The organism is Algibacter lectus (assembly GCF_004368925.1).
Classification (GTDB): domain Bacteria; phylum Bacteroidota; class Bacteroidia; order Flavobacteriales; family Flavobacteriaceae; genus Algibacter; species Algibacter lectus.
The window spans coordinates 146093-167929 of sequence record NZ_SORL01000012.1; the positions used below are offsets into that span (position 1 = coordinate 146093).

Genomic DNA, 21837 nt, shown 5'->3' on the forward strand with positions numbered 1-21837 from the left:
CTCCCGTTATGGAAGCCTTTTTTAGGTGTGCTAATTATGTAACTTGCTTTTATTTAGGGTCTAAAACAGCATTAATTTGTTCTGCCATATCTCTAAGGTGAATGTTTGTAATAGCGTTTCTAGATCCAATACGTGAGCGTACTAGGTTTTTTAAAGTAGTAAGTTCGGCACGAGAAATAGCTTTAATATCTGAGTTGCTTGTGCTCGTCATTAAATAAGCTAACCTGTTAACGTGTGCACGTTGTAAATTACGTTTGTAGGTGTCTATATTCTTTCCGGTGTTTAATTCTTTCCAAACGCCGTTTCTTAAGTCACGCATCATGCTTGTAAGCGCGTATGCGTCGTTTCCGTTAAGCGATTCGTTCTCTATCATTCGTTGCATTCTAGAGGTGCTTAAAAGGTTGTTTAACGTTCGTGTTTGCACGGCGTTAATACGTTCTATTATTCCTGAAGCCTGAATTTTATCATTAATCTCTGGAGAAATTAACCATTCTGGTGTTTCAAATAATTGATCGTTTATAAATAGTAAACAATCTTTTTGATGTTTTTTATCTACATGGCTGTAAACAGCACCTTCTTGATCGGCTGTTTTATAGTTTTCGTAAACACCACCAACGTTGTTGGCAACATGCCCCATATAGCGGTTAAATTGTGAAAACACATGGCCATACATGGTTTTTAAATCTTCATAATCAGAGTTGTTTTTAGTAGTCCATTCAATTAAGTTGGGCACTACGCGTTTTAGGTTTTTTATACCATAAGTACTTGCTAAAACAGCATCGTCTCCTAAATCTTCAGTTTGCGAGCTAGGATCTATAGTTTCTCTTTGTTGTTTACCAAATCTATAAAGTGGATCGCCGTCATGTGCCATAATCCAACTGTCTAGAGTTTCTTTTTCTTCTTCAGCAGTTTTATCTAAAATAGGTTTATAACCCCAAGCAATTGAATATTTATCATAAATACCAATATTTGGGAATAAAGAAACGCCAACATCTTCGGGTTGCGCGATGTAATTAAAACGAGCATAATCCATAATAGAAGGAGCAGTTCCGTATTTTTTAGTGAATTCAGGATCACGTAAATCTTCTACTTTATAAGCAGAGCTACTTCCCATGTTATGTGGTAAACCTAAAGTGTGTCCAACTTCGTGAGATGATACAAAACGAATAAGTTCTCCCATAACCTCATCACTAAATTCTGAGTTTTGAGCGGCTTTGTTTGCAGCGGCAGTTTGAGTAAAGAACCAACCGTTTACTAAGCTCATTACGTTGTGGTACCAGTTAATATCTGATTCTAGTATTTCACCAGATCTTGGGTCGCTAACGTGCGGGCCATTTGCATTTGGTATTGGCGATGCTAAGTAACGCACAACAGAATAACGTGCGTCTTCTGGTGTCCATTCTGGATCGTCTTCTACACTTGGCGGATCTTTAGCGATAATGGCATTTTTAAAACCTGCGGCTTCAAAAGCAGTTTGCCAATCTTCAATACCTTGTTTAATATATTTTCTCCATTTTACAGGAGTTGCTCTATCTATGTAATAAACAATTTGCTTTTTAGGCTCAACCAGTTCACCATTTTTAAATTTTTCTAGATCTTCATCTTTTACTTCTAATCTCCAGCGGTCTAAATACGTTAGTCTTTTACTTTTTTGAGCTTCTAAACCATAATCGGTTTGGCTACTTGTAAACCAACCAACACGTTTATCAAAATAACGACGCTTCATTGGTGTTTTAGGTAGTAAAATCATGGAGTTATTGATTTCAATACTAATAGTCCCTGTGCTAGAGTTTGATGGAGGGTTTGATGCGTAGTATGTTTTTACATGGCGCGCTTCAATGTTTAAAGGGTAACTTTTTACAGATTCTATGTAAGATTTGCTCTCGTCTAATCGAGATACTTTATAGTTCTTTTTGTTTCGAACGCTTAAGCCTAGCGAGTTTACATCTTTTTTGTATAAATCGGTAACGTCGATAACTGTTGCAGTAGAGTCTTTACTAAAAGCTTTTATAGGAAAAGCATATAAAATAGGTTCGAAATTAGAGTTTACAACAGCCTCGTGGATTGGTAAAGATTTATCGGCTACTACGTTGTTTGATACCACGCGTAGCAATACTTTTTTATCCTTTACTTGCCAGCGTAGCACTTGTGTGTTTTCTTTTCCGCCGCCAAAGCCAAGTCCGCTCGCTGTTTTTGCAATTCGGGTAACCATAAGCATTTCTCTATCGAAAAGAGAATCTGGAATTTCATACAAATATTTATCGTCTATGGTATGGATTTTAAATAAACCTATATCCGTTTTTGCATCTTTAGTAACGATTTTACTGTACGGCTGAATTTGTTGCTTTTTCAGTTTGTCAGCCTTCGCTTTTTTTGCGAGCATAACTTTTCTAGCCGCATCGGCTTCTGCTGTCTTTTTAGCAGAATTACAAGACAGTATTATTGTTGTTAGAGACAACAATAATAGTTTGGTAGTTTTTTTCAAATTATTATTGGGTTAGTTAATAACGTGAAAATATTTATTTTATATAAAATTATAACCTATAGTGGTAAAAATTAACGAAATTTTAATTAAAATTAACAAAAACCTGATTTTTTATTAATTAAGTACTGGTATTTTTATGTTGAATCCGGTCTGGAAATCTGGCGCATTATTAACTAAAAAATCTTCTTTTACGTAAAAAGCCAATTGCATATCTGGCATGCCGTAAGTATAGGTGAAATTCCAATTGGTTAATGTTTTATAAAGCGTACTTACACCATGTTGCCAACCTCCATTTATTTCTTGCCATTTACCAATAAGTTTATAGTAGCCAGCTTCATCTTTTTTGTTGTAACGCGATTGTAGTTGGTAATTAATACTAAAGGCATTATAGTTTCCTTTTTTAGTGTATTTTGTAATTTCAACAGTGCTTTCTGTAGTTGCTAAAAAAGGGTTATTACCCAAATCTACATTGTCTTTAAAATCTATAATGTTTTTGCGTAATAAATTTGCACCTAATGCAATATTAAGTTCGTATTGGTTTTTTAATTTAATATGTTTTACTGCGTTTGCTGAAACTCCGAGGTCTATAGCAGAATTATATTTTGAAGTATTTAAACCTAAATGACTTCCGAAGTTTATAAAGATGTTGCGACTTTTATTTATTAAAAACTCTGGATAGTAATAGTGGTTAAGTTCAATACCACCAATAAAAAAATCGTTATTCTCAAATTCTAAAACTTTTCCGTTTCTATCGGTGTACTTAAAGTCTACTTTATTTAAGCCGTAGTAACGCCTTCCGTAGGGATCTTCACCACCAGCAATATTACTATGGAACCACTCTATACTTTCGTCACTTGTGAAAGGTGAAAAGGGATATTTGCCTTTTGTTATAAGGTGAGAGCGAAGCGATATACTTAATTCATGATGTTTAGATAATGCTAGGCTTAAACTAGCTCGAAATTCTTTAATTACTGCATCTACAACAATGTTCACGTAATCGGCAGGTGTGGTTTCTTGATCAATAAAATAAAAAGGGCGATCGTGCCATTTTACTTGGCTAAGTTGTGTTCTTGTTTCCGCGTCTTTAGGTAAATAAGCCTCTACAAATGGGTGAAAGGTATTTCCGTTAGATATATTGAAACTAAAAGTATTACGCTTAGGAGCGTGAAATTTAAAGTTAGTAGAAATTCTTGAGCTAAACATACCAAAATGATGTGTCGCTAATTGATTTGGGCTATCTATGCCGTTTTTAAAAACGATACTATCATTTTGTTGAGCTTTAAGAATAGAAGATCCTAAAAAACAGATTATTAATATAATAGCTTTATTCATTACACAAATGTAAATAAACTAATTAAAATAGATTGATAAAAAATAAGAGGAGCTTCAAGTTTTTAAAAACACTCTAAAACCTTCAAAATAAAAGCATGTTTTTCTTAAAAAATTAACAAGTGATGCCCTTTACTCTTAAAGAAAAGGTAAAACTCTGGCTAAGCATGTTAAACAAATCTAAATAAGTATTATGTTTTCAAATTTAGGCTGTTTCTTTGTATAGAGTTTAAGGAGTAGTTAACCTTAAAATTTAATTTTCATAAAAGTTGATTAGTTAATTAGTTAGTTAAAAGAAGCCCGTGATTTGAATAAGAATCACGGGCTTTTTTGTGCTTATAAACCAATGTTTGCTTCTTGTTTTTCTTAAAAAATTAACAACTCGTCGAGTTTAGTCTTAAAGAAATTATAAAATACATCAAAAGTGTGTTAAACAAATCTAAACAAGTATTATGTTTTCAAATTTAGGCTGTTTCTTTGTATAGAATTTAAGGAGTAGTTAACCTTAAATCTCAATTTCATAAAAGTTGATAAGTTAGTTAGTTATTAAAAGGCCCGTAATTTTAGTTAAATTACGGGCCTTTTTATGTTGTAAAATATTTTAGTGATTATACAGCTTCTACAAATAAGCCATCATCGGTTTTTGTAACCTTTGCCAAATTATTTTTTGTTAAACCTTTAATAGTTTTATCCCATTTTTTATTAGATAAACCACTTTGTGTTTTTAAAGCATTTAAATCTATTTTTTCAACCTTTTCAATTAATGCAAGTAAAGCTTTCTCATCGTCGTTCAATTCAATCGAAGACGTTTTCTTTTCAGGTCGCATTTGCGGAAAGAATAAAACCTCTTGTATAGACTGGTTGTTTGTTAAAAACATAATTAAACGATCCATCCCAATACCCATACCAGACGTTGGAGGCATACCGTATTCTAGAGCTCGTAAAAAATCTTCATCAATAAATTCCGTAGCTTCATCATCCCCTTTTTTAGCAAGCTTTAATTGATGCTCAAAACGCTCACGTTGGTCAATAGGGTCGTTTAATTCAGAATATGCATTTGCAATTTCTTTACCACAAACCATTAACTCAAAACGCTCAGTAAGTTCTGGGTTATCTCTATGCTCTTTACATAGTGGGCTCATTTCCTTTGGGTAATCTGTAATAAAAGTTGGTTGTATGTAGTTGCCTTCACACTTTTCCCCAAAAATTTCATCAATTAATTTTCCTTTACCCATGGTATCATCCACCTCAATATGCATGCCTTTTGCAGCAGCTCTAATTTCATCTTCGGTTTTACCAGTAATATCAAACCCTGTAAAGTGTTTAATAGAGTCTGCCATGGTAACACGAGCGTAAGGTGCTTTAAAATCAATTTTATGTTCGCCAAAAGTAGCTTCGCTAGTTCCGTTTACGGCAATAGCACAATGCTCTAAAAGTTGCTCGCAGAAATCCATCATCCAGTTATAATCTTTGTATGATACGTAGATTTCCATAGCTGTAAATTCAGGGTTGTGTGTTCTGTCCATCCCTTCATTTCTAAAGTTTTTCGAGAATTCGTAAACCCCATCAAAGCCACCAACAATAAGTCGTTTTAAATACAACTCGTTGGCAATTCGCATATACAACGGAATATCCAAACTGTTATGGTGTGTAATAAATGGGCGAGCCGCAGCACCACCAGGAATAGGTTGTAAAACCGGAGTTTCAACCTCAAAATATCCAGCATCGTTAAAAAACGAACGCATGGCATTAAATAATTTAGTACGCTTAACAAATACCTCTTTTACGTGGGGGTTAACCACTAAATCGGCATAACGTTGGCGGTAACGTAATTCAGGATCGGTAAAAGCATCAAATACTTTTCCGTCTTTTTCTTTTGGTAATGGTAATGGTTTTAAAGCCTTACTTAATAAAGTAAAATCTTTAACACGAATAGTTTTTTCGCCAACCTTAGTTGTAAACAAATTGCCTTCAATACCAACAAAATCACCTAAATCTAGTAATTTCTTAAAAACATCATTGTATTTGGTTTTATCTTCACCAGCGCAAATTTCGTCACGGTTAAAATATACCTGTATACGTCCTTCGCCGTCTTGCAACTGCGCGAAAGATGCTTTACCTTGTATGTTTATTGCCATCAATCTACCAGCAACAACCACCTGTTTTTCTTCTGTAAAATCCTGTTTTATCGATTTCGATGTGTGGGTTACAGGGTATAAATCCGCCGGATATGGGTTAATGCCCATAGCGCGTAATTTTACTAATTTCTCTCTTCTTACAAGTTCTTGTTCTGATAATTGCGACATAGTCTAAAATGCTCTAAAAATTTTAAAGGCACAAAGATAAACATTTGGTTGTCCATTTTCCATTAACAATTCCTCATTTTTTTTTGGGCGCTACCACAAGGGTCGGGCTATACGCTACAAGTCCTCGTAGGTCCAATTACCATTGGCCCTGCTGTGGGCTTTTCACTGCTATCCCTAGCGCGGGCCATTTAGCTAAGTTATTTTTTTAATAGCAATGTGTTTTTGTAATTAGGTAAATTCAATATCTGAAACTCTTAAACTTTAAAAAAAGCTGTAACAAAACGTTTAATAAAACGTCAAATAATTAAAATCATCAATCAAAATCAAATCATTATGAGTTTCTGGAGAGTTTTACTTTCAATCATTTGTCCGCCATTAGCTGTTTTAGATAAAGGCTGCGGATCTATAATAATCGTTTTCTTGCTATGGCTTTGTGGCTGGGTACCAGGCGTCATTGCAGCGTTAATTATTTTAAATAACCCTAAAAACTAAGTTTTAGTTTATTAGAATAAAAAAAGGGTCGTTGCAACTATTAGTTGCAACGACCCTTTAAAATAAGATTAGATATGTCTTATTGACAATAAGGCACTGTAAATGTACCTTCAACAGTTTTATCAGAACTAGAATCGGCTTTAATTTTTACAGTAATTTCAGTCTCAGTAAGTGATGTTACTTCAACAGTGGCATCTAAATAGTTGTATGGCGCTTCTCCTTCTTTATTGAAAACAACATTTATCCCTTCATAAACACCTACTTCAGGTGTAACGTAAGTAGATATTTCTAGGTCATAATCAAGAACAGAAGATTCGCAGTCAGCTACTATATTTGTTATGTTTACAGAAATATCTTCACCAGAATCGAATGCTTTACCTCCTAAAGCTGTAAAATCATTTCCAAATACTTGTCCTTGTAATATTTGATTAGAAATGTTATCTCCTGAATTGTCGTCGTCCGAACAACTTATCATTAGAGAAATTAATAATGTTAATGAAATTTTAAAGTAGGTTTTCATGGGTTTTGTTTTTTGTGAACAGCAAGGTTAATGATAATATTTGATATAATAAAATTCTTTCATTTATTAAATAATCAGTTTTTCTAATCACCCTAAATTGATGGTTAGTCTTCTTTGTCTGTAATATTTCAGCTTATAAATTCTATTCTGTAGGTTTGGAGTGCGGGGTTAATAGGTTGGTTTTGAGAATGGTTTGTTCTTTTTTTTGCTTGAATCCTTGCGGAACAAAAACGGGTGAATTCATCGAAAAAAACAAAATATTTCATTATTTTTGCACTTCATTTTTAATAAGATAGCAAGCCGTTAACTCTTGGATAGCCAACCATGGACTGTCAAGTGCGGATTGCCAACTCAATACTTAAAAACCATGTTCAATAATTTAAGCGATAAATTAGATAAAGCCTTACACGTATTAAAAGGTCACGGAAGCATAACCGAAGTAAACGTAGCCGAAACGTTAAAAGAAGTTCGTCGTGCACTTTTAGATGCCGATGTTAACTTTAAAATAGCCAAAGATTTTACCAACCGAGTAAAAGAAAAAGCGCTAGGGCAAGACGTTTTAACCACTCTGCAACCAGGGCAATTAATGGTTAAAATTGTAAAAGATGAGCTTACCGAACTTATGGGTGGCGATGTAGAAGGTATTAATTTATCTGGTACGCCAAGTATTATTTTAATGTCGGGTTTACAAGGGTCTGGTAAAACAACCTTTTCTGGTAAACTTGCAAATTATTTAAAAAACAAGAAAACAAAAAAGCCTTTATTGGTAGCCTGTGATGTTTATCGTCCGGCGGCAATCGATCAGTTACACGTTGTTGGTGATCAAATTGGTGTAGAGGTTTTTAGTGATAGAGGTAATACAGATCCTGTTGCAATTTCGCAAGCAGGTATTGCTCATGCAAAAGCAAACGGACATAACGTGGTTATTATTGATACCGCTGGTCGTTTAGCTGTAGATGAGGCGATGATGACCGAAATATCGAATATTCATAAAGCTATAAGTCCACAAGAAACATTGTTTGTAGTAGATTCTATGACGGGGCAGGATGCTGTAAATACTGCAAAATCTTTTAACGATGTCTTAAACTTCGATGGTGTTATCCTTACTAAATTAGATGGTGATACGCGAGGTGGAGCAGCAATTTCTATTAAATCGGTAGTGAATAAACCAATTAAGTTTATTGGTACTGGTGAGAAAATGGAAGCTATCGATGTGTTTTATCCATCACGTATGGCCGACCGTATTTTAGGTATGGGAGATGTGGTGTCTTTAGTAGAACGTGCACAAGAACAATTTGATGAGGTTGAAGCAAGAAAACTTCAAAAGAAAATTGCTAAAAATCAATTCGGGTTCGATGATTTCTTAAAGCAAATTCAGCAAATAAAGAAAATGGGAAACATGAAAGACCTTATGGGTATGATTCCTGGTGCTGGTAAAATGCTTAAAGATGTCGATATAGATGATGACGCTTTTAAAGGTATTGAAGCTATTATTCATTCTATGACGCCAAGCGAAAGAACAAACCCAGCTATTATAAACGCAAGTAGAAAAATAAGAATAGGTAAAGGTTCTGGTACTTCTGTACAACAAGTAAATCAACTTTTAAAGCAATTCAACCAAATGAGCAAAATGATGAAGATGATGCAAGGTGGTGGCGGCAAAAAGATGATGCAGATGATGCAGAATATGAAATAATTATTTAGTTTACAGTCTCAGTCTCAGTCTCAGTCTCAGTCTCAGTTTACAGTTGAAGTATGGATTTTAAAGAATTATTGGCCTATAAAAAAGCATTCGATTTGTCAATGCATATTTTTAATGTGTCAAAAGGTTTTCCAAAGGAGGAGACTTATTCTTTAACCGATCAAATTAGGAGAAGTTCTCGCTCTGTTTGCGCAAATATTGCAGAGGCATATCGTAAAAGGCGATATCCTAAACATTTCATTAGTAAATTAACAGATGCAGACGGAGAGAATTCTGAAACGAATACGTGGATAGATTTTGCTTTGGCTTGTAATTATATATCATCGGAAGATTATATGCATTTTTCGGAACAAGGAAAAGAGATTGGTAGACTAATAAATTACATGATAAATAATCCGGGGAAATTCGGAGTAAAAATAGAAGGTTAAAATAAAAATAACGCATGCTTGAAATTTTGAGTATGCATATAAGAGTGAGCACTGTGACCGCGACTGCCACTGAAAACTATATTTTATATGACAATTTTAGACGGAAAAAAAGTAAGTAACGACATTAAAGATGAAATCGCCGAGCATGTAAAAGCTATGGTTTCTAAAGGAGAAAAAGTGCCACATCTTGCTGCTATTTTAGTTGGTACAGACGGTGCAAGTATGACTTATGTAAATGCAAAAGTAAAAGCTTGTGAACGTATTGGTTTTAATTCTACTTTAATAGATTTACCAGATTATACTACTGAAGAAGAATTACTTCAAAAAATTGATCAATTAAATACCGATAACGATATTGATGGTTTTATAGTGCAATTACCATTGCCAAAACACATCGATGAGCAAAAGGTTTTAATGGCTGTAAACCCAGATAAAGATGTTGATGGTTTCCATCCAACAAATGTAGGTAAAATGGCTTTAGATTTGCCAACTTTTCTACCTGCAACACCTTATGGTATTATGGAATTGTTGGAGCGTTATCAAATTGAAACCTCTGGTAAGAACGTGGTTGTTTTAGGACGTAGTCATATCGTTGGTCGCCCAATGAGTATTTTAATGAGTCAGAAAAGAAAAGCTGGTGATGCTACCGTAACTGTAGTGCACAGTCGTTCTAAAAACTTAAAAGAAATTACTTTAGAAGCTGATATTGTTGTCGCTGCTATAGGTATTTCGGAGTTTTTAACAGGAGATATGGTTAAGGAAGATGTTGTAATTATCGATGTTGGAATTACACGTGTGCCAGATGCTACTAAAAAAACTGGGTATAGATTAGCTGGAGATGTAGAGTTCGAAAGTGTAAGTAAAAAAGCAAGTTATATTACACCAGTACCGGGAGGTGTTGGCCCAATGACGATTGCAATGTTGCTTAAAAATACGTTATTGGCTCGAGAAAGAAATTTGCAATAAGCGCTTAAACATTAATAAAACAGATAGAATATGCTAGATGCATTAATATTAAGATATTTAACAAAAAGAGGCGTAATAGCCTATTTCGCGGGACAAATAATATTTTTTGGTTTGTTAGCGTTTTATATTTTTGGAATAGAAGATAACTCTATGGATCAGGGAGAAACGCCATTTTTTATAGGAATGGTTGTTATCGCTTTAGTTTGGGCAGGTGTATGCTTGTTGTTTTGGAAGAAGCCAAAGGAAACTAAAGATTTGAATACCGCGGAAACTGAAAGTTAAAACATAGAAATAAGAAATAAAAAAAAGCCTCAAATTTAAATTTGAGGCTTTTTTTTATGCTTTGCGTTTTTTATTGTCTTCATAAGTTTTTGTGGAATCTTCCAAAAGCTTATTTAAATCAATAAATTCTTCTTTGCTTAACTCGCGATATTCGCCAATAGGCATATCGAGTTTAATATTCATAATTCTAACACGTTTTAAAGTCTCTACCTCGTAGTTTAGGTAATCGCACATACGACGGATTTGACGGTTTAAACCTTGTGTTAAAATAATTTTGAAGGTATAAGTGTTTATTTTTTGAACATCACATTTCTTTGTGGTTTTGTTTAGTTCTTCTAGAGGAATACCGCCTGCCATGCGTTCAATAAATGTTTGAGAAATTGGTTTGTCAACCGTAACTATATATTCCTTTTCGTGATTGTTACTAGCACGTAGAATCTTGTTTACAATATCTCCATCATCGGTTAAAAGAATTAGGCCTTCACTTGGCTTATCTAATCGTCCAATAGGGAAAATACGTTTCGGGTAATTTATAAAATCAATGATGTTATCTTTTTCCACGGAAGTGTCTGTTGTACAAACAATACCTACGGGTTTATTGAATGCTAAATAAACAAACGATGTTTTAGTATTTGTAATTTCTTTGCCATCAACGCATACTACATCGTTAGGCGCGATTTTAGTCCCCATTTCTGGTATACTACCATTAATTGTTACACGTCCAGCATCGATTAGTTTATCGGCTTCTCTTCGCGAGCAATAACCAACTTCACTTAAAAATTTATTAATACGTTTTAATTGTACTTCCATCTTGCAAAAATAGGTTAATTAAGTGTTTAAAAAGTCTAAAATATGATTGTAAACTAAATCTGATTTTAAACCATGCCCAAAACCTTTAGTAGAAACAAACTCACCATTTGTGTAGTTCTGTTTAAATTTCAACCCATCTTTATAAGGAATAATTCTATCTTTTTTATCGTGAACAATAAGACCTTTGGCTTTAAACTCTTGAGTAAATTGTGCTGCGTTAAAATATTCAGGCAAATTATTAAAGCGTTTTAAAACATAGGTATTCATTGCTTTAGAAACGCGTTTGTTGTAGCCCATCATATCTATATATCTGGAGAAAACACCTGTGAAATCTGCAGGAGCTCCTAGAAGTACAAGTTTTTCTACATGGTCTATTGGTAAATTATAATTACCAAAAGCGGTAGCCATGCCGCCAACTGAATGCCCTATAATAGTTGTTGCTTTAAATTTTTTGGCCACAGCGTGTATACATTCAGAGTAAATTAAAGCGTTAAAAAGTTTTCCGCCAGAACTTCCGTGTGCAGGAGCATCTAGTGCAATCACGTTATAATCTTCAGCTTTTAGAAGTTCAATTAAATCTTTCCAGCGGTAGGTGTTGCTTTCCCATCCATGTGCCAACAAAATAGTGTCTTTTTTACCGGGCCACTGGTAAGTTTTTATTTTAATATCGTTGCAAATAAGTTCGTCTTGTTGTGCACTTTTTAAGTAAGCGGCTTGCTTTTCGTTAGTTTTACCTTTTTTAGGAGAAGAAAATAAAACGATTGATAGGTGTGCAGCGTATTTTGGAGCTAAAAAACCAATAGCATTTATGCCGTTGCCAATAATTTTAGGGATATATTTTTTCATTTTTGTTTACGCTTCTCGGTTTACTAAATCTATTGAAAAAGCTGGGGTGCAAATAGCAATATATTCACAAACTTCGGTAAATGGATTAGAGTATTGTACTCTAGTATTGCGTTCAATTTTTATAGATTGTCCCGCTTCTAAAACAATAGTTTCGCCATCGATAATAAATTGTTTTTTACCACTAATAATAAAGGTGAACTCATCGAATTCAGGAGTTTGAAAAGGCTCACTCCAGCCTGCAGGGGCTTTCATGTGTGCAATACTGATGTCTTTATTGCCATCGGTTGTGTTTCCAAAATGCTCTTTAATGATTTTACCATCGGTTGTTGGTACAATAAAGGGATTGGCTTGAATGGTATATTTTTTTTTAGACATATCTATAATTTTACTTTTGTCTTATTGCTGTTTTACGTTAATCTTTCTCCTTAAAATATTGTAATTTTGCAGCCTATGAATAAGCAAATTGAACTGCAGGATTTAGGCTATAAAGATTATAAAGATACTTGGGATTACCAAGAGGCTTTGTTTAAGGGTATTGTTGATGCAAAAATAAAGAATAGGAGAGAGGAAACCGCTCTAAAAACCAAAAACTATTTTTTGTTTGTTACGCATCCGCATGTATATACTTTGGGTAAAAGTGGCGATTTGTCGAACTTGCTTTTAAATGAAGCACAGTTGGCCGAAAAAGGAGCAAGCTTTTATAAAATAAATAGAGGAGGAGATATTACTTACCATGGTCCAGGGCAAATTGTTGGTTATCCTATTTTAGATTTGGAGAATTTTTTCACCGATATTCATAAATATTTACGCTTTTTAGAAGAAATGATTATTTTAACTTTAGCAGAATATGGATTAAAGGCAGAAAGAAGCCCAGGTGAAACAGGAGTATGGCTTGATGTTGGAACACCTTTTGCTCGAAAAATATGCGCTATGGGTGTGCGCGCAAGTCGTTGGGTTACTATGCATGGATTTGCATTAAATGTAAATGCTAATTTGGGATATTTTGATAATATTATACCATGCGGTATTCGCGGTAAAGCAGTGACATCACTTAATGTAGAGTTAGCTCAAAAAACAGTGGATGAGGTTGAGGTAAAAGAGAAATTACTAAAACATTTTAAAGCTCTTTTTGAAGCTGAATTTGTTTAAAAAGAACCGCGATTATTTAAATAATAAATTGTTTTTATTTTAAAAAAGAGAGTTAAATTTGATATCACCAGCATCCATAGATTTAGTATTTGAAACCGCCCGAGTAGAGGAGGTTATAGGCGATTTTGTAAACTTAAAAAAAGCAGGTAGTAACTTTAAAGGGTTGAGTCCTTTTAGTGACGAGCGCTCGCCAAGTTTTGTGGTATCGCCAGTGAAGCAAATCTGGAAAGATTTTTCAACAGGAAAAGGCGGTACATCTGTGTCTTTTTTAATGGAGCATGAGCATTTTACTTATCCGGAAGCGATAAAATATTTAGCAAAAAAATATAATATTGAAATAGAAGAAACCGAGCAATCTAATGAACAAAAAGAGCAGGCTAATGAGCGTGAAAGTTTGTATTTGGTTAGTGAATTCGCAAATACCTACTTTCAGAAAATTCTTCATAAAACAGACCAAGGAAAATCTATTGGTTTAAGTTATTTTAAAGAGCGTGGTTTTACAGAAGAAACTATTAAAAAATTCGATTTAGGATATTCGCTAAACGAATGGCAAGGTTTTACCGATGAGGCTTTGAAACAAGGCTATAATATCGATTATTTAGCAAAAACAGGGTTAACCATTGTTAAAGGAGATAAGCGTTTCGATCGTTTTAAAGGTCGTGTGTTGTTTCCTATAAAAAGTATGAGTGGCCGTGTGTTAGGTTTTGGTGGTCGTATTTTGGTGCTTGATAAAAAAGCAGCGAAGTATATGAATTCGCCAGAAAGTGATATCTATCATAAGAGTAAGGTGTTGTATGGTATTTATCATGCTAAGCAAAGTATAGCAAAAGAAGATAACTGTTATTTGGTTGAAGGTTATACCGATGTTATTCAGTTTCATCAAACGGGAATTACCAATGTTGTAGCATCTTCTGGTACAGCATTAACACCAGATCAAATTAGATTAATAAATAGGCTTACCAAAAATATTACGGTCCTTTTTGATGGGGATGCAGCAGGTATGCGAGCGTCGCTACGTGGTATCGATTTAATTTTAGAGCAAGGCATGAACGTTAAGGTGTGTACCTTCCCAGAAGGTGAAGATCCTGATAGTTTTGCAAAACAAAATACATTAGAGGAAGTTTCTACATATTTAACTGAAAATGCTAAAGATTTTATTCAATTTAAAGCATCTATTTTATTCGAAGAGTCTAAAAACGATCCGATTAAAAAAGCAGATACGGTTAGAGATATTGTAAATAGTATTTCTAAAATTCCAGACCAGATAAAGAAGGAAATTTACATTCAAGAATGTGCGCGTATCATGGATATGAGTGAATCTGTATTATTCAGCACACTTGCGCAAATTGATAGTAAAACAGCCAAAGATAATAACTCGAAGCCAGCAACTAATAAACAGAATTATAATATGGATCCGAATATGGATCCGAATCAAGACCCAAGAGAAGGTCCTCCGGATAATTATCCGTTTGAGGTGATTACAAATAAAGAGCCTGTAAAAAAAGTAGATGTTCAGTATCTTTTAGAACGAAAGATTATTGAAGTGCTTCTGCTTTATGGTAATGAGGTAGAGGAGTTTGAAGATTTAGTTTTGAAAGAAAATGAAAAAGGCGATTTGGTTTTAGAACCTGTTGTGCATGAGGCAAAAGTATTCGAAAAGGTGTTTTTAGATTTGCAGGATGATGAAATGGAGTTTACAAATACACAATTTAAGGAGCTTTATTACACCATTATTGATAGATTAAATCAGGATACGAAGTTTGAGTTAAAGACCTTCATCAATACCGTAAGTACAGATATGTCTAGCGAAATTACTACTATTTTAATGGATGATGATCGCTATGCGCTAGACGATTGGAATAGAATGAATATTTTTCCGAAGGAGAAAAAAATGAGTATAGCACAACTAGTAAGCGAGACCATACTTAATTTGCGTTGCTTTTTAATAGATCAAAAAGTAAAAGAGTTTCAACAAGAAACGTTGCAAAATAAAAAAGACTCGAATAGAAACATACTAGAAGAAGTAAGAGACTATTCGGGTCTTAAAATGTTGTTATCTCGAAAATTAAACCGCGTACTATAGGTGTTCTGCTAGTTTCGCTTGGTTAACTAAATCAATAAGGTTTGTTACTTTAAGCTTACGCATTAAACGCGCTTTGTAAGTACTTACTGTTTTTTCGTTAATGTCTAATTCTTTAGAGATTTCTTTGTTTTTTCTACCGATAGTTAAAAGCTTTAAAACTTCAGCTTCTCTAGTGGATAACTTTTTGTAAAACGTTCCAGAGCCTTTATTCACTCTGTTCCCAAACGCTAGTTGTTGGGTTAGGTCATTACTTAAATAAATACCACCATCGTAAACTTTTAAAATAGCTTCGTTGATAGTAATCACATTTACAGATTTATGGATAAATCCAGAAGCTCCTGCTTTAATAGCATTTATAGCATAAACTTCTTCAGGTTCACCGCTAAAAATCACGGTTTTAATGTCGGGGAAATCATTTTTTAAATAACGTAAAAGGGTTAAACCATTAAGCTTAGGGAAATCAGCTTCAGTTAAAATAATGTCCACTTCGTTTTTTCTAATGAAATCTAAGATGTCATTTCCATCTTGTAAACTTCCAACAATTTCGATGTTTGGTGAGGCAGAAAAAAGCACCTCTAGTCCCTTCCTAGTAATAGGATGGTTGTCTGCTATTAATAATTTTATCATAATTTTCCGAGCTTTCATTGTAAAGGGTTGAGAGAATATACTACTTGAAAGAAAAAAGCTCGGGGGCTAAAGTATGAGTTTTTTACGTATTTTACAAAAATTACATCAAATTATCAGGAATATCACAGATTGGGATGGCAATCATTTTGTGTTTATTACTAGAATTAAATCTTTTGTAAATTTTAAAAACTTCAAGCTCGCGTCCAGAAAATTCTGCAGCTGTTTTGCCAGCTTCATCCATGGACATTGCCCATTCTAACTCGGGATACGAGGCTCCAATTTGATCTTCATCACTTCTTGTATCTCCAAAAAGCCCGTCGCTAGGAGCAGCTTTCATAATAGATTCTGGAACTTCTAAAAACTCACCAATTTCATAAACTTGAGATTTTAATAAATCTGCGATTGGACTTAAATCTACACCTCCATCGCCGTATTTTGTGTAAAAACCAACACCAAAATCTTCAACTTTATTACCTGTTCCTGCAACTAATAGTTTATAAAGTCCGGCATAATAGTATAAAGTGGTCATGCGTAAACGTGCTCTCGTATTGGCTAGTGCCATATCGACTGTAGCTTTATCTCCGTCGAAAAACAATTCAGATTTAAAAGACTCAAATACTGGCGTTAAATCGGTTCTTGTATCGCTAACATTATCAAAGCGTTTAGAAAGTTGTGCAATATGTTCTTGTGCACGAGTAACGTGGCTTTCGGCTTGGTGTATTGGCATTTCAATACATAAAACGTTTAATCCAGTTTTGGCGCATAATGTCGAGGCAACTGCCGAGTCTATTCCGCCAGAAACACCTATTACAAAACCGTTTACTCCAGCTTTTGTTGCATAATCTTTTAACCAATTTACAATATAATCTACTACTTTTTCTGTTTGCATTTTAGAAGAGTTTTGATATAAGAATACTACCTTTGCCAACAAAAATACTGTAATCACTCAATTAATAAAAATTTAAAACGTTTAAGTTTTAGTATGAAACAACTGTCATTAATAATCCTTGTTGCTATTTGTGTTTTTTCTTGTAAAAAGAAAAGTGATGTAGAATTGGCATTGGAGAACAACAAGATAGATATTTCTGTAGAACGCTTCGATCAGTTTTTTGCACAAACTAATCTCGAAGAATTGCCTAAATTAAAAAAGGCTTATCCGTTCATGTTTCCGGCAGCTATACCAGATTCTATTTGGATAGAAAAAGTGAACGATACTTTGCAACAGGAGCTAAGTGGTGAGGTTGATAAGGTGTTTGTCAATTATCAAAACACGGAAGAAGATCTAGAGGAATTGCTAAGTTATATTCATTATTATTTTCCTGAATTTAATACGCCACGAGTTATAACTACAACTAGTAATGTAGATTATAGAAACCGAGTAATTGTTACCGATACTATTGTTTTGGTGGCTCTAGATGTCTACTTAGGGAAAGATCATTATTTTTATCAAAGTATTCCAAAATACATTTCGGAAGATTTAAGGAAAGAACAGATTGTTGTAGATGTTGCTGAAGAATATGCTAAGAAACATGTTTTTCAGCCGGAAAGAAAAACACTTTTAGATGAAATGATCTATTTTGGTAAAATTCTATATTTTAAAGATCAGGTTATTCCTTTTAAGTTAGAAAACGAACGAATAAGCTACACTCAAGACGAGTTAACTTGGGTTAAAAATAACGAAAGTTCTGTTTGGCAGTATTTTGTAGAACGTGAATTATTATACAGTACAAATTCTAAATTACCTAACCGTTTTATAAACCCAGCTCCATTTTCTAAATTTTATTTAGAAGGCATAGATGGCGAATCTCCCGGGAAGATCGGGCAGTACATAGGTTGGCAAATAGTGAGAGCATACATGGATAACAACGACACATCTTTTAAAGATATGTTGATTATGAATGCCGAAGAACTCTTTAATAAATCAAAATTTAAACCAAAAAAAAAGTAATGGCTAATATAAAATCTAAAATTGAATTAAATGTGGAGTTAGATGAAAATCGAGTTCCAGAAAAATTACATTGGACAGCCCAAGATGGAGGTATTTCAAATGCTGAAGCTAAAGCCATGATGCTATCGGTTTGGGATTCTAAAACCCAAGAAAGTTTACGTATTGACCTTTGGACAAAAGATATGCCTGTAGATGAGATGAAAGTCTTTTTTCATCAAACACTTGTGGCTATGAGTAACACATTTAATCGTGCTACGCAAGATGAAAAAATGACAGCAACCATGAAGGATTTCTGTGATTATTTTGCTGAGAAATTAGAGATTAAAAAATAGTTTTTCACGCATATTCGAAATTTTTAATTTCTTTTTACGTCACAAAGTAGCGGTGTAAATTGAAAAAAAATAACGGCTTTAGTTGTAGATATCAACTTTTAGCTTACATTGTTGCGTTCAAAACTTTAGATTTTTCAATATTTAAGATGAAATTTAAAACAATTTTTTAAAGCTTCTAAAATTGAAAAGCTAGTTATACTAATAAAAAAACATATGAAAGAAGTAAAGATAGAATCCACCTTATACGTTTATGATGATTTAAATGAAACACCTGATGATGTTGTTGCATTAATGGCAAAAGCTATAGAAGCTCGAGATAAAGCTTATGCGCCATATTCTAAATTTCATGTGGGCACTGCCATACTTTTGGATAATAATGAAATAATTACAGGTAGTAATCAGGAAAACGCATCATATCCGTCAGGTTTGTGTGCTGAGCGTACAGCAATATATTATGCAGGAGCAAAATATCCAGAAGCAAAAATTGTACGTATGGCTATAACGGCGGGTTCAAAAGTAAAAACAACGTTATCACCAATTCCGCCATGTGGGGCTTGTCGTCAATCTATTGCCGAATATGAGGTAAAACAAGATAGCCCAATAGAGATTTATTTTATGGGCGAAACAGGTAAAGTGGCTAAGTCGAATTCATTGGCTAATTTATTGCCTTTAGGTTTTGATAAATCAGCACTTTAGATTTTTAAAAAATCAGTATTCGTTCAAATTATTTGAAGATAATTTAAAGGCGTTCTCAAATTAAGTTTTTTTAATATTTTTTTCACTTTAAGGGCAATGGGTTTTTACAATTACTTGCAATGTGTTACTTTTGTCTTTCGCGAAATAAAAACATTAATACTAGTCGATGCAAAAAATCACAAAAGAGGTTTACCTCAAATGGTATGAAGACATGTTATTCTGGAGAAAGTTTGAAGACAAGCTAGCTGCCGTTTACATTCAACAAAAAGTAAGAGGATTTCTTCACTTATACAATGGTCAAGAAGCTGTTTTAGCAGGTGCTTTGCACGCTATGGATTTGACTAAAGATAAAATGATAACTGCTTATCGTAATCACGTTCAACCTATTGGTATGGGAGTAGATCCTAAACGTGTTATGGCAGAATTATATGGAAAAGTAACGGGAACGTCTCAAGGTATGGGAGGTTCTATGCATATTTTTTCTAAAGAATTTCGTTTTTATGGTGGTCACGGTATTGTTGGTGGTCAAATTCCTTTAGGAGCAGGTATTGCATTTGGCGATAAGTATCATGGTAGCGATGCTGTAACTTTATGTTGTTTTGGTGATGGTGCTGCAAGACAAGGTTCTCTTCACGAAGCATTCAACTTAGCAATGCTTTGGAAATTACCAGTGGTATTTGTTTGTGAAAACAACGGTTATGCTATGGGAACTTCAGTAGAAAGAACAGCGAATCATACTGATATCTGGAAATTAGGTTTAGGTTATGACATGCCTTGCGGGCCTGTAGATGGTATGAACCCAATTAAAGTTGCTGAAGCTTTTGATGAAGCTATTCAAAGAGGTCGTCGTGGTGATGGTCCAACTTTCTTAGAGTTGAAAACTTACCGTTACAGAGGGCACTCAATGAGTGATGCGCAACATTACAGAACAAAAGACGAAGTAAAGGAGTACAAGAAAATAGATCCAATTACGCAAGTAAAAGATGTTATTCTTGAAAACAAATATGCTACGGAAGACGATATTAAAATAATCGATAAGCGTGTTAAAGATCGTGTTGCAGAATGTGAAAAATTTGCAGACGAATCTCCGTATCCAGAAAAGCAACAGCTTTACGATATGGTATACGAACAAGAAGATTATCCATTTATACAACACAAAATATAAGCTATGGCAATAGTAGTAAATATGCCTCGTTTAAGCGATACCATGGAAGAAGGTACCGTTGCAGCTTGGTTGAAAAAAGTAGGAGATAAAATTGAAGAAGGCGATATTTTAGCCGAAATTGAAACTGATAAAGCCACAATGGAGTTTGAGTCTTTCAATGAAGGTACTTTACTTCATATTGGTGTTCAAGAAGGTGAAACTACTAAAGTAGATGAGCTTTTAGCTATTATTGGTGACGAAGGTGAAGATATTTCGGCGCTTTTAAGCGGTGGTGATGCTTCAGCGGAAGCGACTGAAGAAAAAACAGAGGAAGCTGCTCCAGTAGTAGAAGAAACTAAAGACGAAGCGCCAGCATCGGCAGAATTGCCAGAAGGTGTTATAGTTGTTACCATGCCACGTTTAAGTGATACCATGGAAGAAGGTACTGTTGCAACTTGGTTGAAAAAAGTAGGTGATAGCGTTGAAGAAGGCGATATTTTAGCTGAAATTGAAACGGATAAAGCAACAATGGAATTTGAATCATTCCAATCTGGTACTTTATTATATGTAGGTCTACAAGAAGGCGATTCTGCAAAAGTAGATGAGCTTTTAGCTATTATTGGCCCTGCAGGAACAGATGTTTCTGGAGTTGCTTCTAGTTTTAGTTCGGCTGTACCGGCTGCTAAAGTAGACGCTCCAAAAACTGAAGCTAAAAAAGAAGCACCAAAGAGTGCTCCTGCATCAGCTACTCCTTCTAAACCTAAAACAAGTGCACCTGCTCCAACGCCAGTAACGGCAGATGGGCGTGTACATGTATCTCCATTAGCAAAAAAGTTAGCTGAAGATAAAGGTATTAACTTAACAAAAATACAAGGGTCTGGAGAAAACGGACGCATTGTAAAACGTGATATAGAAAATTACGAGCCAGCAACTTCTGCGGCGGCAGCGGGTAAATTTGTACCTTCTGGTCAAGAAGATTTTGATGAGGTTGATAATTCTCAAATGCGTAAAGCAATTGCTAAAGCGTTAACAAACTCTAAGTTTTCTGCACCACATTATTATTTAAGTGTGGAGTTCGATATGGAAAACGCTATGTCTTTCCGAACGCAGTTTAACTCAATTCCTGATACTAAAATATCTTATAACGATATTGTCGTTAAAGCTTGTGCTTTAGCGTTAAAACAACATCCTCAAGTAAACTCTCAATGGTTTGCAGATAAAATGAGATTGAATAATCACGTACATATTGGTGTTGCAGTAGCAGTTCCAGATGGTTTAGTTGTACCGGTTGTTAAGTTTGCAAACGAGCAGTCGTTACCACAAATTGGTGCTGCGGTTAGAGAGCTTGCAGGTAAGGCTAAAAACAAAAAATTAACTCCAGATGAAATGCAAGGTAGTACATTCACTGTATCTAACTTGGGTATGTTTGGTATCGATACATTTACATCGATTATCAATCAGCCAAACTCTGCAATTCTTTCTGTTGGAAATATTGTTGAAAAGCCAGTGGTTAAAAACGGACAAATTGTTGTTGGACATACCATGAAGTTATCATTAGCATGCGATCATAGAACGGTTGATGGTGCTACAGGTGCTTTATTCCTTCAAACATTAAAAGGATATATTGAAAACCCGGTAACTATGTTAGTGTAACCAGATTTTTAAAAATCTAAATATAAAGACCTGTTTCAT

General features: G+C 34.4%; 20 protein-coding genes and 1 pseudogene. 12 read left to right on the forward strand and 9 right to left on the reverse strand.

What is annotated here, in order from left to right:
• Window positions 1-49: 49 nt before the first annotated feature.
• The 3 genes from DFQ06_RS16895 to lysS form a co-directional block, all read right to left on the reverse strand.
• On the reverse strand, window positions 50-2485 hold the full coding sequence (locus DFQ06_RS16895) for a zinc-dependent metalloprotease (RefSeq protein WP_235833571.1): 2436 nt from the start codon (window positions 2483-2485) through the stop codon (window positions 50-52).
• Window positions 2486-2599: 114 nt separating this feature from the next.
• Window positions 2600-3817, reverse strand: coding sequence for a hypothetical protein (locus DFQ06_RS16900; protein ID WP_133969039.1), 1218 nt, complete (start codon window positions 3815-3817; stop codon window positions 2600-2602).
• Window positions 3818-4422: 605 nt separating this feature from the next.
• A complete protein-coding gene (lysS, locus tag DFQ06_RS16905; protein ID WP_133969041.1) occupies window positions 4423-6120 on the reverse strand; it encodes a lysine--tRNA ligase in 1698 nt (565 codons plus the stop codon).
• A 333-nt stretch (window positions 6121-6453) separates the two neighbouring features.
• Between lysS and DFQ06_RS16910 the strand changes: the two genes are divergently transcribed.
• Entirely contained in the window at window positions 6454-6612 is a 159-nt protein-coding gene (locus DFQ06_RS16910) for a YqaE/Pmp3 family membrane protein (RefSeq protein WP_074938849.1), read from the forward strand.
• A 79-nt stretch (window positions 6613-6691) separates the two neighbouring features.
• On the opposite strand, the gene DFQ06_RS16915 is transcribed toward DFQ06_RS16910, so the two are convergent.
• Window positions 6692-7132, reverse strand: a complete 441-nt coding sequence (locus DFQ06_RS16915; RefSeq protein ID WP_042497032.1) for a hypothetical protein — start codon at window positions 7130-7132, stop codon at window positions 6692-6694.
• 367 nt (window positions 7133-7499) lie between these two features.
• On the opposite strand from DFQ06_RS16915, the gene ffh reads away from it, so the two are divergent.
• From ffh to DFQ06_RS16935, 4 genes are all read left to right on the forward strand, one after another.
• Window positions 7500-8828: a signal recognition particle protein gene (gene ffh / locus DFQ06_RS16920; protein WP_042504466.1), complete on the forward strand. Its 1329-nt coding sequence runs from the start codon at window positions 7500-7502 to the stop codon at window positions 8826-8828.
• A 59-nt stretch (window positions 8829-8887) separates the two neighbouring features.
• Complete coding sequence (locus DFQ06_RS16925; RefSeq protein ID WP_042504292.1) at window positions 8888-9262, forward strand: four helix bundle protein; 375 nt, start codon at window positions 8888-8890, stop codon at window positions 9260-9262.
• Between the two features lie 87 nt (window positions 9263-9349).
• A complete protein-coding gene (folD, locus tag DFQ06_RS16930) occupies window positions 9350-10228 on the forward strand; it encodes a bifunctional methylenetetrahydrofolate dehydrogenase/methenyltetrahydrofolate cyclohydrolase FolD (RefSeq protein ID WP_074938851.1) in 879 nt (292 codons plus the stop codon).
• A gap of 30 nt (window positions 10229-10258) precedes the next feature.
• On the forward strand, window positions 10259-10510 hold the full coding sequence (locus tag DFQ06_RS16935) for a hypothetical protein (RefSeq protein ID WP_133969043.1): 252 nt from the start codon (window positions 10259-10261) through the stop codon (window positions 10508-10510).
• Window positions 10511-10564: 54 nt separating this feature from the next.
• On the opposite strand, the gene rluF is transcribed toward DFQ06_RS16935, so the two are convergent.
• The 3 genes from rluF to DFQ06_RS16950 are packed head-to-tail and all read right to left on the reverse strand — an operon-like array spanning window position 10565 to window position 12541.
• The gene (rluF, locus tag DFQ06_RS16940) at window positions 10565-11320 is read right to left on the reverse strand and encodes a 23S rRNA pseudouridine(2604) synthase RluF (RefSeq protein ID WP_074938853.1); all 756 of its coding nucleotides are present in this window, start codon (window positions 11318-11320) and stop codon (window positions 10565-10567) included.
• Between the two features lie 18 nt (window positions 11321-11338).
• Window positions 11339-12166, reverse strand: a complete 828-nt coding sequence (locus tag DFQ06_RS16945) for an alpha/beta fold hydrolase (protein WP_133969045.1) — start codon at window positions 12164-12166, stop codon at window positions 11339-11341.
• A gap of 6 nt (window positions 12167-12172) precedes the next feature.
• Window positions 12173-12541: a cupin domain-containing protein gene (locus DFQ06_RS16950; protein ID WP_133969047.1), complete on the reverse strand. Its 369-nt coding sequence runs from the start codon at window positions 12539-12541 to the stop codon at window positions 12173-12175.
• A 75-nt stretch (window positions 12542-12616) separates the two neighbouring features.
• Between DFQ06_RS16950 and lipB the strand changes: the two genes are divergently transcribed.
• Complete coding sequence (gene lipB, locus DFQ06_RS16955; RefSeq protein ID WP_133969049.1) at window positions 12617-13315, forward strand: lipoyl(octanoyl) transferase LipB; 699 nt, start codon at window positions 12617-12619, stop codon at window positions 13313-13315.
• 58 nt (window positions 13316-13373) lie between these two features.
• Window positions 13374-15398, forward strand: coding sequence for a DNA primase (dnaG, locus tag DFQ06_RS16960; protein ID WP_133969051.1), 2025 nt, complete (start codon window positions 13374-13376; stop codon window positions 15396-15398).
• On the opposite strand, the gene DFQ06_RS16965 is transcribed toward dnaG, so the two are convergent.
• The gene (locus tag DFQ06_RS16965; RefSeq protein ID WP_042504465.1) at window positions 15393-16025 is read right to left on the reverse strand and encodes a response regulator; all 633 of its coding nucleotides are present in this window, start codon (window positions 16023-16025) and stop codon (window positions 15393-15395) included. The two genes, dnaG and DFQ06_RS16965, sit on opposite strands and share 6 nt — an antisense overlap.
• 100 nt (window positions 16026-16125) lie before the next feature.
• Window positions 16126-16914, reverse strand: coding sequence for an NAD(+) synthase (gene nadE / locus DFQ06_RS16970; protein WP_042497148.1), 789 nt, complete (start codon window positions 16912-16914; stop codon window positions 16126-16128).
• A gap of 93 nt (window positions 16915-17007) precedes the next feature.
• On the opposite strand from nadE, the gene gldB reads away from it, so the two are divergent.
• From gldB to DFQ06_RS16995, 5 genes and pseudogenes are all read left to right on the forward strand, one after another.
• Window positions 17008-17973: a gliding motility lipoprotein GldB gene (gene gldB, locus DFQ06_RS16975; protein ID WP_133969053.1), complete on the forward strand. Its 966-nt coding sequence runs from the start codon at window positions 17008-17010 to the stop codon at window positions 17971-17973.
• The gene (gene gldC / locus DFQ06_RS16980; RefSeq protein ID WP_042504278.1) at window positions 17973-18305 is read left to right on the forward strand and encodes a gliding motility protein GldC; all 333 of its coding nucleotides are present in this window, start codon (window positions 17973-17975) and stop codon (window positions 18303-18305) included. The genes gldB and gldC overlap by 1 nt, the downstream gene beginning before the upstream one ends.
• Window positions 18306-18479: 174 nt before the next feature.
• A pseudogene (gene cdd, locus DFQ06_RS16985) lies at window positions 18480-19001 on the forward strand (cytidine deaminase); the annotation flags it as partial.
• Between the two features lie 166 nt (window positions 19002-19167).
• Window positions 19168-20166 carry a pyruvate dehydrogenase (acetyl-transferring) E1 component subunit alpha gene (pdhA, locus tag DFQ06_RS16990; protein ID WP_042504276.1) on the forward strand — a complete coding sequence of 333 codons (999 nt, stop codon included), beginning with the start codon at window positions 19168-19170 and terminating at the stop codon, window positions 20164-20166.
• A gap of 3 nt (window positions 20167-20169) precedes the next feature.
• Window positions 20170-21798 (forward strand): pyruvate dehydrogenase complex dihydrolipoamide acetyltransferase, encoded by a 1629-nt coding sequence (locus DFQ06_RS16995; RefSeq protein WP_133969055.1) that lies wholly within the window; start codon window positions 20170-20172, stop codon window positions 21796-21798.
• The last annotated feature ends 39 nt before the right edge of the window (window positions 21799-21837 follow it).